At 63.9% G+C, this 12,544-nt stretch carries 14 protein-coding genes, 1 tRNA gene and 1 other RNA gene; 5 read left to right on the top strand and 11 right to left on the bottom strand.

The features are described 5' to 3' along the window. Window positions 1–2 precede the first annotated feature (2 nt). From ACFWAD_RS20130 to rnpB, 3 genes are all read right to left on the bottom strand, one after another. Entirely contained in the window at window positions 3–1,412 is a 1,410-nt protein-coding gene (locus tag ACFWAD_RS20130; RefSeq protein ID WP_378538908.1) for an RNB domain-containing ribonuclease, read from the bottom strand. 76 nt (window positions 1,413–1,488) lie between these two features. Continuing rightward, window positions 1,489–1,674, bottom strand: a complete 186-nt coding sequence (locus tag ACFWAD_RS20125) for a hypothetical protein (RefSeq protein WP_007735457.1) — start codon at window positions 1,672–1,674, stop codon at window positions 1,489–1,491. A gap of 319 nt (window positions 1,675–1,993) precedes the next feature. Continuing rightward, window positions 1,994–2,408: RNase P RNA component class A (rnpB, locus tag ACFWAD_RS20120), an RNA gene on the bottom strand. A gap of 54 nt (window positions 2,409–2,462) precedes the next feature. Here rnpB and ACFWAD_RS20115 point away from each other — a divergent pair. After that, window positions 2,463–2,990: a DUF1697 domain-containing protein gene (locus ACFWAD_RS20115; RefSeq protein ID WP_378546967.1), complete on the top strand. Its 528-nt coding sequence runs from the start codon at window positions 2,463–2,465 to the stop codon at window positions 2,988–2,990. Between the two features lie 28 nt (window positions 2,991–3,018). Continuing rightward, on the top strand, window positions 3,019–4,254 hold the full coding sequence (locus tag ACFWAD_RS20110) for an SLC13 family permease (RefSeq protein ID WP_378546964.1): 1,236 nt from the start codon (window positions 3,019–3,021) through the stop codon (window positions 4,252–4,254). 29 nt (window positions 4,255–4,283) lie between these two features. On the opposite strand, the gene ACFWAD_RS20105 is transcribed toward ACFWAD_RS20110, so the two are convergent. The 4 genes from ACFWAD_RS20105 to cobC all read right to left on the bottom strand — a co-directional run bounded on the left by ACFWAD_RS20105 (window position 4,284) and on the right by cobC (window position 8,430). Continuing rightward, window positions 4,284–5,423, bottom strand: a complete 1,140-nt coding sequence (locus ACFWAD_RS20105; RefSeq protein WP_378546961.1) for a bifunctional RNase H/acid phosphatase — start codon at window positions 5,421–5,423, stop codon at window positions 4,284–4,286. Further along, window positions 5,420–6,157: a zinc ribbon domain-containing protein gene (locus ACFWAD_RS20100; RefSeq protein WP_019748955.1), complete on the bottom strand. Its 738-nt coding sequence runs from the start codon at window positions 6,155–6,157 to the stop codon at window positions 5,420–5,422. Before ACFWAD_RS20100 ends, ACFWAD_RS20105 begins: the two co-directional genes overlap by 4 nt. A 108-nt stretch (window positions 6,158–6,265) precedes the next feature. Then, window positions 6,266–7,399 (bottom strand): Nif3-like dinuclear metal center hexameric protein, encoded by a 1,134-nt coding sequence (locus ACFWAD_RS20095; RefSeq protein ID WP_378546958.1) that lies wholly within the window; start codon window positions 7,397–7,399, stop codon window positions 6,266–6,268. Then, entirely contained in the window at window positions 7,396–8,430 is a 1,035-nt protein-coding gene (cobC, locus tag ACFWAD_RS20090; RefSeq protein ID WP_378546955.1) for an Rv2231c family pyridoxal phosphate-dependent protein CobC, read from the bottom strand. The genes ACFWAD_RS20095 and cobC overlap by 4 nt, the downstream gene beginning before the upstream one ends. A 56-nt stretch (window positions 8,431–8,486) precedes the next feature. Here cobC and ACFWAD_RS20085 point away from each other — a divergent pair, with 56 nt between their 5' ends. Genes ACFWAD_RS20085 through ACFWAD_RS20075 form a run of 3 tightly spaced genes read left to right on the top strand, consistent with a single transcriptional unit; the run spans window position 8,487 to window position 10,629 of the window. Next, window positions 8,487–9,182: an HAD hydrolase-like protein gene (locus ACFWAD_RS20085; RefSeq protein WP_378546952.1), complete on the top strand. Its 696-nt coding sequence runs from the start codon at window positions 8,487–8,489 to the stop codon at window positions 9,180–9,182. Next, entirely contained in the window at window positions 9,169–9,642 is a 474-nt protein-coding gene (locus ACFWAD_RS20080) for a low molecular weight protein-tyrosine-phosphatase (RefSeq protein WP_378546949.1), read from the top strand. Before ACFWAD_RS20085 ends, ACFWAD_RS20080 begins: the two co-directional genes overlap by 14 nt. A 48-nt stretch (window positions 9,643–9,690) precedes the next feature. Continuing rightward, complete coding sequence (locus ACFWAD_RS20075; RefSeq protein WP_378546946.1) at window positions 9,691–10,629, top strand: SURF1 family protein; 939 nt, start codon at window positions 9,691–9,693, stop codon at window positions 10,627–10,629. On the opposite strand, the gene ACFWAD_RS20070 is transcribed toward ACFWAD_RS20075, so the two are convergent. The 4 genes from ACFWAD_RS20070 to ACFWAD_RS20055 form a co-directional block, all read right to left on the bottom strand. Then, window positions 10,570–11,589 carry a cobalamin biosynthesis protein gene (locus tag ACFWAD_RS20070; RefSeq protein WP_378546943.1) on the bottom strand — a complete coding sequence of 340 codons (1,020 nt, stop codon included), beginning with the start codon at window positions 11,587–11,589 and terminating at the stop codon, window positions 10,570–10,572. The two genes, ACFWAD_RS20075 and ACFWAD_RS20070, sit on opposite strands and share 60 nt — an antisense overlap. A 65-nt stretch (window positions 11,590–11,654) precedes the next feature. Beyond that, the gene (locus ACFWAD_RS20065; RefSeq protein WP_378546940.1) at window positions 11,655–11,879 is read right to left on the bottom strand and encodes a hypothetical protein; all 225 of its coding nucleotides are present in this window, start codon (window positions 11,877–11,879) and stop codon (window positions 11,655–11,657) included. Window positions 11,880–11,971: 92 nt separating this feature from the next. Beyond that, window positions 11,972–12,043: transfer RNA gene (locus tag ACFWAD_RS20060), tRNA-Val, on the bottom strand. Window positions 12,044–12,075: 32 nt separating this feature from the next. Then, window positions 12,076–12,540: a peroxiredoxin gene (locus tag ACFWAD_RS20055; RefSeq protein ID WP_317554954.1), complete on the bottom strand. Its 465-nt coding sequence runs from the start codon at window positions 12,538–12,540 to the stop codon at window positions 12,076–12,078. Window positions 12,541–12,544 lie beyond the last annotated feature (4 nt).

Genomic DNA, 12,544 nt, shown 5'->3' with positions numbered 1-12,544 from the left:
CCCTACGCCGGGAACGTGAATTCCACCGTCCTTTTGAGAGTGTCGACGGCGGTGAGCCGCACCTTCGCGCGCTCACCGTCGTCGGGCGTTCCGACGCATTTCGCGATCACCGCGACCGACGGGACAAATACTTCCGCCGAGCGCTTTCCGTCCTTGGCGCGCATCACCACCGCGTCGAAAACCTCGCCGATCCGGCCGTCGAGCAAGGTGGATTCGGTGAGATCGATGCACGCGCGGTCGACCTTGTTCGCCAGTGAGTCGGACCCACTCATGATGTCGGGCAACTCGGGAAGGGCAGCGCGCACCCATTCCGGTACCGGCGTACCAGCTGTGATCGCCAGACACACCTCGGTGCTGAAGCGATCGGACAAGCGGCGCAGCGGAGCAGTCACGTGAGCGTAGGGCGCTCCGATCCCCGCATGCACCGTCAACTCCGGTAGTTGGCCGTCGAAGGCCGCGTAATCTGCCCCGCGCAGCAACGACGGCGCAACCGACATCAGCGCCATCGTCGACGGCTCACTCGAATCGAGGCCGGCAAGAATCTGCCCGACGCTGTGACCCTCCGGCCACGTGATACCCAGCGCCACTGCAGTTCTCCGCAGGGTCCGAACCGCGGACTCCTCGGCCGGCGGCAGGGTGCGAAGCAACCCGATACCTGCGTCGATCATCATGCGCCCGGCGCACATGCCCGTGAGCAGCGAGACTTCGGCGTTCCAGTCGTCAGCTTCGGTGCGCGGCTCCAACTCGATCCGCCAGCGGCCCGAAGACTCGTCCTCGGGCTGCTCCCGAACCACTGACTGTTCGGGCAATTTCAGCTCGATTGCTCCCCTGGCAATCGCGGAGGCACTACGGAGACGGCCGAACTCGGGCAACGCCGTGATCGACGGATGCAAGGTTCCCGCGTCGGCATCGCGCTGCACGGTCGAATAGTCCAGACGTGCCACCGATTTCACCAAAGCGCGTCTCACCTGCCACGACGTCGGCTCGGCCTGCGCGTCGAGTTCGATCCGCCACAGCGCGGCGGGGCGAACCACGTCCGGCAGCAGACTCGCAGAACCCTCGGACAACGCACGAGGATGCAGCGGGACGGAACCGTCCGGGAGATAGAAAGTTTGGCCCCGCTTGCGGGTTTCGATGTCGAGGGCGCCGCCCGGCGTCACTACTGCCGCGACATCCGCGATCGCGTAGTGCACCACAAAACCCGTCGAAGTCTTCTCGATGTGCACTGCCTGGTCGAGATCCATCGATCCGGGCGGGTCGATGGTCACGAAGGCAATTGCCGTTTCGTCGACACGCCCGTCGCCGAAACGATCCACGGCATTCTCGGCCTCGGCTTGCGCCGGGGCCGAGAATGCTCCTGGCAAATCGAACTCCGCCCGAACCACTCCGAAGTCGATTCCCTGCACCATCATTCGACTTGCGGGCACGCATCCTCCATGATCGGTTCGGGCCGGTGTAGCAGCTGTACCGGTCCCAGTTGTTCCAGGCTCAGTTGTTCCAGTCTTCGTCTGCCCGATCGGCCGCCTTGTTGCGTTCGGCAGCGATCTTCAAAGCGTGCTCGGCAGAGTCCCGATCAGGGTACGGCCCCATCCTCGTCAGCGAGGACGCACCCTTTCCCTGCGTGACAGAACCGTCGGACACGTCGAAGTACCAGAGTCGATCTTCATCAGTCATATCCACAGTGTGACATCAGAGTGAGATAGAAGCTTGTAGATCGCTGTGAGACTGATATTCTTTCTACTTGGCCTGGCAGGTGAGAACCGGACATTCGAACGGTGAGTTCTGCTTGAATGCCCAACACAAGCTACGAACAGAAAATGGAGTGCGCATGTCCGCAATTCTTTACGATTACCTCCTCCCGCTCATGGGCCATGACGCGGCAACGTACTGGGCTACGCTGCTGGTCATCAAGCCTGTCTGACAGCTTTTCGAACAAAGAAGACCCCCACCGATCCGGTGGGGGTCTTCTTTTTCTCACTGTGCAGATCGCGGGCGGACGAGTCGGCGTGTAAGCCGGATCCTGTCCTGCGGCACCGAAGTGCCGAGTGGCGACCATCCATCTGGGCACACCGTCGCCGGGTGCCTCGAGCGGTTCACCCGCAGGCTCGGGCGAGCAGCCCTCGAACACCTGCGCAGCCGCACCGCGAGCGATGCGACCTTCAACCTTGCTCCGGGCGGGGTTTACCTAGCCACCCCGGTCACCCGAGGTGCTGGTGCGCTCTTACCGCACCGTTTCACCCTTACCTGCCTCGAAAGGCAGGCGGTCTGTTTTCTGTGGCACTGTCCCGCGAGTTGCCTCGGGTTGCCGTTAACAACCGCCCTGCTCTGTGGAGTCCGGACTTTCCTCGGCCCCAGGCCTGTGCGCGATACGCGCTGGTTCCAGAAGCCGCGGCCGCCCGGCCAACTCGTCCGCCCCCGTATGCTACCGGGCGCCTGTCGGCGGCCGGCACTATGGTCACCTTATGACTCGGTACGTGGCCCTGCTACGCGGTATCAACGTGGGCGGCATCAACATCAAGATGGTGGACCTCGCGAGAGTCTTCACCGACCTCGGATTCGAAGGCGTGAAAACCGTCCTGGCCTCCGGCAACGTGCTGTTCGACAGTCCGAGCACCGACATACTTTCACTGAAGAAGCAGATCGAATCCGCCCTGGCCCGTGAGTTCGGCTACGAGGCTTGGGTATTCGTCCTCGACATCCCGGCACTGCAGGCGATCGTGGACAACTATCCGTTCGAGCGCGAACGCGAAGGTTGGCACGCGTACGCGATGGTTGCCTCCGAGCCGGCAGTCCTCGAGGAATTGAGCGCTGCGGCAGCGCAACTCGATGCCTCGGTCGAACGGGTCGCGGCCGGCGACGGGGTCCTGTATTGGGAGGTCGAAAAGGGCCAGACTGTCAAGAGCGCGTTCGGCAAGAACACCGGCAAACCGAAGTTCAAGGCGTTCACGACAACCCGAAACCTGAACACGCTCAACAAACTGCTCAAATGACGCTCGCCCCGACGCGGAGCACAAACGCGTGACTCTTCTTCCCATCCTGCTCGTCGCCGCCGTCCTCATTTTTGCGATAGTGCGTCCACGCGGACTTCCCGAAATCACCGTTGCCGGCCCAGCAGCCGTGATCGTGCTTCTGACCGGTGTCGTCACTATCGACGAAGCCCGCGAAGAACTGACAAGCATGGCGCCTACCGTCGTGTTCCTGGTGGCCGTGCTGGTTTTGGCTCACGCCGCGGACGCTCTCGGTGTCTTCCGCTGGGTCAGCCAGGTCCTGCAGCAACGATCCCTCGCCGATCCGCACCGGTTGCTGATCTATGTGTTCGGCGCCGCCGCCCTGACCACGGCGGTCCTGAGCCTCGACGCCACCGTCGTGCTGCTGACACCCGCGGTGATCGCGGCCGCACGATCCATCGGAACAAGTCCCCGGCCGCATTCCTATGCCAGTGCGCACCTGTCGAATTCGGCGTCGACCCTGCTGCCGGTGTCCAACCTGACCAACCTCATCGCATTTGCCGCAACAGGATTGACGTTCTTACACTTCACCGCATTGATGGCGTTGCCGTGGGTCGTGACGATCGCTGTCGAATATCTGATCTTCCGACTGTTCTTCCGATCCGAACTCGTCCGCCCCGAAAAAACAGAGCCACCGGCGAGTAAAAGCTCCTCGCCCGCGCCGCTTCTGCCGCTGACGGTGATCGCTATGACGCTTCTCGGTTTCGCGGTTTCGGGTTTCTTCGGGATCGAACCCGCCTGGATCGCTGTGGTGGGTGCCGGTGTTCTGGGAGCGATCGCTCTGGCTCGGCACCGTACGACCGCCGCCAAGATGGTCTACGCTGCCGACCTCTGGTTCTGCGCGTTTGTCCTCGTCCTCGGAATCATCGTCGCCGGGGTCGCGAACGGGCCCGTGGGCGAATGGATTGCGCAGATCCTCCCCAATGACACCAGCTACGGTTCACTGCTCTTTGTCGCCGCGGTAGCGGCTGTTGCGTCCAATCTAGTCAACAACCTGCCGGCGACGCTGCTGATGATCGCCGCGCTCGGAACGGCGGCACCTCCAGCTCTGGTGCTTGCAATGTTGATCGGCGTCAACCTCGGCCCCAACCTCACCTACGTGGGTTCACTGGCAACGATGCTCTGGCGACGAGTTGCCACCAGCGCGGGCGCACCGCCCACGCTGGTGACGTTCACTCTGCTCGGGGTCATCACGACACCACTGACGCTGCTCGCCGCGGTGAGCGCCCTGTGGTTGGTGATCTGATCCGCGGCTGATCAGCCGTCTGGGCTTTTTCAGCGCAGGTGTGACGTGTCGTTGACCAACCGGACCGAGGCTCCCCCGTCGGGATAGAACTCGGCGATACTCAGCGACGCCAGATCCAGATGCAACCGGTACAGCAATGAAGGCCCGGCATCGAGAGCCAACTGCACCAAAGTCTTGATCGGGGTGACGTGAGAGACGACCAACAGCGTTGCGCCGCCGTAGGTGGCGATCAGGTCGTCGCGCGCGGCGAGGACTCGTTCTCGCACCTCGTCGAAGCTCTCACCGCCCGGTGGACGCACCGAAGTGTCCGAGAGCCATTCGCGATGCAGCTCCGGGTCACGCTCAGCTGCCTCACGGAACGTGAGTCCGTCCCAGTCGCCGAAATCGGTTTCGATCAAACCCTTGTGCTCGACGACGGGTAGGCCGAGCACGCGGGCCGATGCCTCTGCCGTCTCGCGGGTTCGGCCGAGAGGTGAGCAGACGATGGCGTCGATACCGCCGCGGTTCCCGAAGCGTCCGGCAGCGCCGGCGGCCTGCGCTCGGCCCAGCTCCGTGAGCTCCGGATTCCCGCGACCGGAGTAGCGGCGATCGACCGACATCGCAGTCTGGCCGTGACGTAGCAACAACATGCGTGTCGGCTTGCCGGTGGTAGCGATCCATCCCGGCGAGCCGGCGATCTGCGGCTCCGACGTCTCTTCGGACGGCGCGGCGGGTGCAGCAGGTGCGGGGGCCGAAGGTGCGACTGGGCCGGTTTCGATGCCGGCAGCCGCGTCCATCGCCTCGTTGGCAAGACGATCGGCATGAGAATTCTCGCCGCGCGGAATCCACGTGTAGGTCACCCGCGAGAACTGCGTCGCCAACTCGGCAGCGCGTCGCTGCAGCGGAATCATGTCCGGGTGCTTGACCTTCCAGCGCCCGGACATCTGCTCGACGACCAACTTCGAGTCCATACGGACGTCGACCGTCGACGCGCCGAGTTCACCGGCAGCGGTCAACCCGGCGATCAGTCCGCGGTACTCGGCGACGTTGTTGGTCGCGATTCCGATGCTTTCCTTGCGTTCGGCCAACACCGAGCGAGAGGCGTCGAACACCACAGCTCCGTAGCCGGCCGGACCGGGATTGCCCCGCGATCCACCGTCGGCCTCGACGATGACCTGCGAGAGACTCACAGACCGGACTCCTTGGTACGCACCATGATTGCATTGCACTCAGGGCAACGAACGACGACGTCGGCCGGCGTCGCGGCGATTCGGGAGATCTCACCGCGGTCGATCTCGATCCTGCAAGCGCCGCATCGGCGGGCCTGCAGTAGCGCTGCGCCCGGTCCGCCCAGGGTGCGCTGCTTCTCGTACACCGCGAGGAAATCGGCGGGAAATTCGCCGACGAGTCGTTCACGATCGGCGGCGCAACGTTCCTGCGCCTTGTCCAGATCAGCGACGGCATCGTCGCGGCGACGCTTGGCGTCGATCAGTTCTTCTTCGGCCTGGGAGAGCTGGGCACCGGCGTGATCGTGATCAGCCTGCAACGCCTCACGCTGCTCCATCACTTCGAGCAACTCGTCTTCGAGGAGTCCTTGACGCCGAACCAGGCTGCCGAGTTCGTGTTCTAGTTCGGTGAGCTGCTTCGCGCCGACCGACCCGCTCTGCAAAAGCGTGCGGTCACGGTCCTCGCGCTGACGAACAGCGTCGACCTCGCCCTCGAGCTTGCGAATGTCGCGATCGATGTCGTCGATCTGGATTTCGACGGCTACGGACGCGTCTTTACGGCTGATCCGCTCGGCCTCGAGACGTTCGACTTCCTGCTGCTCGGGAAGCGCTCCGCGTCGGTGGGTGATCCGAGTGAGCTCAGCATCCACCCCGGCGAGGTCGAGAAGCTTGGATTGCACCTGTGGTTCGACGTTCACGCTGTATAACTCCTGCTGTAAGTCCGATGTCGGCAGTGCTCGCGAAGGACGGCTCTCGAAGAACTGCTCTTGAATTGTTCGTGCAACCGTACCTTGCACAGCCCTGCACTAATGCGCACTCAAACACCACGGATCGGTGCGAATTGTCGAAACCCGGCTTTCCCACCCCGGATTGTCGGCAAACGCGGCATCGACCACAGATTTTGCCTGCGCACACCACGGGTATTCGCTCGCCCAGTGTGCGACGTCGACCAGTGCCGGGCCACCGGCGCGAAGATGCTCGTCCGCGGGATGATGCCGCAGGTCCGCAGTGACGTAGACGTCGGCGCCCAGTGCCGCCACCACGTCCAGATACGAGTCGCCGGAACCGCCGCAGACCGCCACCCTGCTAACGGTCGCGTCTGGATCTCCAGCGGCGCGAACGCCCCACTCGGTCGAGGGCAGTGAGCGCGCCACTCGCGCAGTGAACTCTCGCAAGGTTTCGGGGTGCTCGAGCTCACCTACCCGACCCAGACCGAGCGAACTGGGAAACGCTGCGAGTTCGAAGACGTCGAAGGCCGGTTCCTCGTACGGGTGGGCAGTCCGCAGCGCGCCCAGTACCGCGCCTCGCTTTCCGCGCGGGGCAATCACTTCCACACGATTCTCGCGAACCTGCTCCACAGCGCCGACAGTCCCGATCGTCGGATTCGCTCCGTCGGCCGGAAGGAACTGACCCGTACCCGTGACGGTCCAACTGCACTGGCTGTAGTCACCGATCCGCCCAGCCCCGGCCTCGAAAAGTGCGTCCTGCACGACCGACGCATTCTCCACCGGAACCATGACGACCCACTTGTCGAGCGGCTGCGTCGGCTTGGGTTCGATCGGGCGCAGCACGGTCAGGCCCAGAGCCTGCGCCAGAGCGTCGGATACTCCGGGGTCGGCGGAGTCCGCATTGGTGTGCGCCGAGAACAGCGCACACCCGGCCTTGATGAGCTTGTGGACCAACGCGCCCTTGGGGGTGTGAGCACCGACGGTATCCACCCCACGCAGCAGCAGTGGATGGTGAACAACGAGAAGGTCGGCGCCGGAGGCGATGGCGTCGTCGACCACGGCCTCGGTCGGATCCACCGCGAAAACCACTCTCGTCACAGCGTCGGCAGGATCGCCGCAGACCAGACCGACCGAATCCCACGATTCCGCCAGGGCAGGCGGATAGGCGGATTCCAGCACGGCTATGACGTCCGCAAGAGTTGGGCCGCTCACAAGATCTCCTTCATCGCTTCGATCAGAACCGAGACCTGCTCGGCTGGACGGACCGCTACACGCAACTGATCCGGCCCGAGCCCTGGAAAGGTGTCGCACCGGCGGACGGCGATACCGCGGGCACGCAGGTGCTCTCGCATCGCGGCACCGTCGCAGAGGTCGATGAGCACGAACGGCCCCGCCGCGGGTTCGTGCACGACAATCCCGATCTCGGTCAGTCGCCGGACCATGTCTCGGCGGTCTGCGGCAATCGCTTCGGCTTTGATCCTCGACTGCTCGACCGCGAACGGTTCGCAGCACGCCGTGATGGCTTCGATCTGCAGACTGCCCAGTGGCCAGTGCGCTCGACCGTGCGCCAATCGAGCCAGAAGATCCGGAGAGCCGATCGCGTACCCACACCGCAATCCGGCGAGCGCCCACGTCTTTGTCAGGCTGCGAAGCACGAGTACATCCGCCGACTCGACACCCGCGACGCTCTCCGTTTCGCCGGGGACCGCGTCGCCGAAGGCTTCGTCCACCACCAGGATCCGGCCGGGCCGACGCAGTGCCAACACATCGGCCTCGGGGTGAAGCACGGACGTCGGATTGGTCGGATTACCCAGAACGACAAGGTCCGCGGATTCCGGTACCTGCGCAGCCCGAAGCTCGAAAGGCGGCTCCAGAATCACCTGCGTCACCGGTACACCGGCCTCTCGCAGCGCCAGTTCCGGCTCGGTGAATGACGGATGGATCAGTGCTGCCGAGCGAGAATTCAGGCGCGGCAACATCGCAAAACCCTCGGCACCGCCAGAGAGCAGCAAGACTTCTTCGGGTCGGCGCCCGTGCCGCTGCGCGACGGTTTCGCGGGCCTTCAGTTCCGCTGCAGCCGACGGATAGGAACCGAGCGTCGACAGCCGCGCCGCCAACCGATCCCGCAGCCACTGCGGTGGGCCGGCGCCTTGAACGTTGACGGCAAAATCGAGCAACCCGGGCTCGGCTTCGACATCTCCGTGATGTCGCAAGCTCTCCAGGTCAACCGTTCCGGTACTCACCCGGCCAGCCTACGGTCGGGCACTGCGCGCGGACATCACCCCCACCGTCCGGGACAATGAGAGCCGTGACGACACCACCGCTCGACCGTTTTCCCGTAGTTCTGTTCGATCTGGACGGAACCATCACCGATTCCGCGCCCGGTATTCACGGCGGCTTCCGACATGCATTGGCCACCGTCGGCCGGCCGGAGCCGACGGAGGAGATGCTGGCATCGGTCATCGGCCCGCCGATGGTCGACACTTTCAGATCACTCGGCATGCCCCCGGCCGACGTCGACCTGGCGATCGCCGCGTACATCGAGCGATACGACGCGACCGGGTGGCAGGAGAACTCTGTGTACGAGGGGATGGACGTCGTCCTGGGCAAGGCTCGTGCGAACGGGACCCGGCTCGCCGTCGCCACCTCGAAGTCGGAACGGTTCGCCATTCGCATCCTCGAACATTTCGGCCTGGCCGAGCACTTCGAGTTCATCGGCGGGGCGAGCGACGACGGAACGCGCCGGGCGAAGCCGGACGTGATCGCGCACTCGCTGACCTCACTCGGGATTACTCCCGTCCTCGCCGCCGACGGCGGAACCCCCGACGTGCTCATGATCGGCGATCGTGACCACGACGTGCTCGGCGCCGCGAAGTACGGCATTCCCACCGTCGTCGTCGAATGGGGCTATGGCTCCGCCGACGAAGCGCGGCAAGCTCTTTGCTCCGTATCGTCGGCATCCGAACTGGGAGGACTACTCGATGGCCGCGCCTGAACCGCTCCATGTGACTTTCGTGTGCACCGGCAATATCTGCCGGTCTCCGATGGCAGAGAAGATCTTGCTCGCGCATCTGGGCCGTGAAGGTCTCGCTGACAGGGTTCGTGTGAGCAGCGCCGGTACCGAGGGGTTTCACACCGGTAGCGAGGCCGACGAGCGGACCAACATCGTGCTCCGCGCGGCCGGATATCCGACGGGCCACAGCGCCGCGCAGGTCAATGCAGATCATCTGGCGGCCGATCTGGTCGTCGCCCTCGACACCGGCCACGAACGTGAGCTTGCTCATCTCGGCGTGCCCACCGAGCGGCGGCGGCTACTGCGATCGTTCGACCCCGAGGCCGACGGCGAATCTGTGCCAGACCCGTACTACGGGGATCAGGAGGACTTCGAACTGGTTCGAGACCAGATCGAAGCGGCCATTCCCGACATACTCGACTGGATCCGTGAGCGGGCCTGAACCAGTAGCAAAATTCACTCCCGTTCGGGCAACGGATACCGTGGACGTGTGCGAAGACTGAAATTCCTGTTGCGGCCCGGTTGGTTGGTACTGGCAGCTGTGGTCGGGCTCTTCGCCTACCTGTGCTTCACCGTGCTCGCTCCGTGGCAGCTCGGCAAAAACACGAAGACCGAGCATCGCAATGATCTGATCTCGAACTCGATCAACGCGGAAACCGTGCCGATCGGTGATGTCATCTCCGATTCGACGATCGCACCGGACGACGAATGGCGAAACATCACCGCGGCAGGTTCCTATCTGCCGGACGCCGACATTCTCGTCCGCCTGCAGTCCATCGAGGGCGCGCCGTCGTACGAGATCCTGACGCCTTTCCGCCTGGACGACGGTCGCACGATCCTCGTCAATCGCGGATACGTTCGGCCGATCAACGGCGCCGAGGCACCTCCCATCGCTGCGCCGCCGACCGATCCGGTGACGCTCAACGGCCGCGTGCGCCTCTCGGAAGGCACTGCGCCCGGCAGAGTTCCGATGTTCGAGGACGGCGCGAAGCAGGTCTACTCCATCGACGCACAACCCATCGGCGAGTTCATCGGAACGGACCTGATCGACGCGTACATCCAGCTCGAACCCGACCAGCCCGGCGGTCTCGGCACGATTCCGCTCCCCCAACTCGACGCGGGCCCCTACCTCTCGTACGGGTTCCAATGGTTGGCTTTCGGCATCATGGCGCCGCTCGGACTGGCCTACTTCATTCGCGCGGAGTGGCGCGAACGTCGCAAGGAGAAGGCAGCTCAAGCAGCTGTCGAGGGCTTTGCGACCGACGACGCCGCTGCCGAGAAGACCCCAGAGGCAACGGCGTCCGCGCCTGCCGCACCCCCCGCTGAACCGGCTCGTACCTTCACCCGCCGTAAGAAGCCGGAACCGGAGTCAGTGCCGCTGACGGCGCAGGAAGCCAAACTTGCCGATCGATACGGCAATACCCGCTGAAATACCCGCTGCCACCACTGCTGCACTGATCTGCACCGCCGCCGAAAGCCTCGACGCACGGCGCAGATCGTTCGGCGCCGGCGCAGGCCCACCTCCGAGGACGGGCCGCATCTCCACACCGTGCGCGTACTCGGTCCGGCCTCCCAGCGAAATGCCCAATGCCCCTGCCGCCGACGCTTCCGCGACGCCCGCATTGGGGCTTGGATGAGCCGCTGCGTCGCGTTTCCACGCTGTCAGTGATTCGCGCACCGAGCCGCCCACCACCGGTGCACACGCGGCCGTCAGCGCTCCCGTGAGCCGAGCGGGGACGATGTTGACCAAGTCGTCGAACCTCGCCGCGGCCCACCCGAATCTAAGGTACTTCTCGGAGCGGTAACCGATCATCGCGTCGAGTGTGTTGGCGGCGCGGTAGACGAACAGACCTGGCACGCCCGCAATTGCGCCCCAGAACAATGCGCCGACGCTCGCATCGGAGGTGTTCTCGGCGACCGACTCCAGTGCAGCTCGTGTGAGGCCCTCTTCGCCAAGCACCGAGGGATCACGTCCACACAGTGAAGGGAGAAGCTCACGCGCTGCCGTCAGGTCGCCATCGACGCGTGAGGCCTCCAACCTCGCGGCCATGTCGTTGCCGGTGCGTGCGAGCGACGTCCCGCCGAGCACGGCCCAGGTGGCTAACGCCGTCGTACTCGTCACGGCAACCCAACCTGCCCGGCGCGACGCTGTTTCGGCTGCGAGGCCGAGCCCCGCGGTCCCTGCCACGAGCACGGCGACATGAAGCGTTCCGGCCATCCTTGAGTCTCGGTAGGAAATCTTCTGCAGCGCGATCGCTGCGGTACCGAAGCCGGCAACCGGATGGAACCGCCCCGGATCGGCGAACACCCGATCCGCAGCGAAGCCGAGGAGAAGGCCGGCGGCTCGCGCACTGAACCGAGATTGGGACGAACGAACCGAAATTTGCACGAGCGTAGTTGTAGCAGCGTCGCTCGTTCTCTGGCCAACCGTCACGTGTCTGCGCTAGCTGATCTCTACCCGTCCCAGTCGATCGTGAGATAGATCAAGCGGTGCATGCGATTGATTTCCCAGACACGGGCAATCCCGGTCGCCAGTGCGTCGCTCTGGGAACGAACCCGGATCGTCTGCCCCGGGAACAACGCAACACTCAGAATGGGCATCTCGGCGATGTGTATGTGCGGACGGGTGGGATGCACACGCCTCGGGTCGACGGCTACTTCGATCACAGAACTGGACATGCGTCCAGAATGGCGTATTGAAGACAATTCGTTGTCGGAAATGAAAAACCCCGATCTGCATCGACATGCAGATCGGGGTTTGAATTCTTCGGTGGGCGCGGAGGGTTTCGAACCCCCGACCGCTGGTGTGTAAAACCAGAGCTCTACCACTGAGCTACACGCCCGAACTCCCGGTGAGACCCTCACCGGGAGTGCTCTAAGACTCTAGCGCGGCAAGCGCGTTTGCCCAAAGTCCGTGGTCACGGGCTTCTCCGGGGCCGTTCATCTCGGCAAAGCGAATGATTCCGTCTTTGTCGATGACAAAAGTGCCGCGATTCGCGAAGCCCAACTTGTCGTTGAACACGCCGTACTTCTGAGCGACTTCACCGTGCGGCCAGAAGTCCGACAGCAAGGGAAAGGTGTATCCCTGTTCTGCCGACCAGATCTTGTGGGTCGGCGAAGCACCAACAGAAATCGCGAGAATGGCAGTGTCGTCGTTCTCGAACTTCGGAAGCTCGTCACGGACCTTGCAGAGTTCACCCTGACAAGTTCCGGTGAAGGCCAACGGATAGAAGACCAACAGAACATTCTTCTTGCCACGGAAATCTGCGAGCGAAACTTCCTGGTTGTTCTGGTCCTTCAAAGTGAAATCCGGTGCCTGGGCACCAACATCGAGGGGCATGTGC

This window comes from Rhodococcus sp. NPDC059969 (assembly GCF_042738325.1).
Classification (GTDB): domain Bacteria; phylum Actinomycetota; class Actinomycetes; order Mycobacteriales; family Mycobacteriaceae; genus Rhodococcus_F.
Note: the sequence above shows the minus strand (reverse complement) of the source record. Positions and strands in the feature narration are given on the sequence as shown.

What these genes read in the sequence shown, in the direction of transcription:
- ACFWAD_RS20055 (WP_317554954.1), bottom strand. Translation starts at nt 12,540, where the DNA reads ATGCCCCTCGATGTTGGTGCCCAGGCACCGGATTTCACTTTGAAGGAC.
- ACFWAD_RS20080 (WP_378546949.1), top strand. Translation starts at nt 9,169, where the DNA reads ATGGCCGCGCCTGAACCGCTCCATGTGACTTTCGTGTGCACCGGCAAT.
- ACFWAD_RS20085 (WP_378546952.1), top strand. Translation starts at nt 8,487, where the DNA reads ATGAGAGCCGTGACGACACCACCGCTCGACCGTTTTCCCGTAGTTCTG.
- ACFWAD_RS20115 (WP_378546967.1), top strand. Translation starts at nt 2,463, where the DNA reads ATGACTCGGTACGTGGCCCTGCTACGCGGTATCAACGTGGGCGGCATC.
- ACFWAD_RS20130 (WP_378538908.1), bottom strand. Translation starts at nt 1,412, where the DNA reads ATGATGGTGCAGGGAATCGACTTCGGAGTGGTTCGGGCGGAGTTCGAT.
- ACFWAD_RS20125 (WP_007735457.1), bottom strand. Translation starts at nt 1,674, where the DNA reads ATGACTGATGAAGATCGACTCTGGTACTTCGACGTGTCCGACGGTTCT.
- ACFWAD_RS20065 (WP_378546940.1), bottom strand. Translation starts at nt 11,879, where the DNA reads ATGTCCAGTTCTGTGATCGAAGTAGCCGTCGACCCGAGGCGTGTGCAT.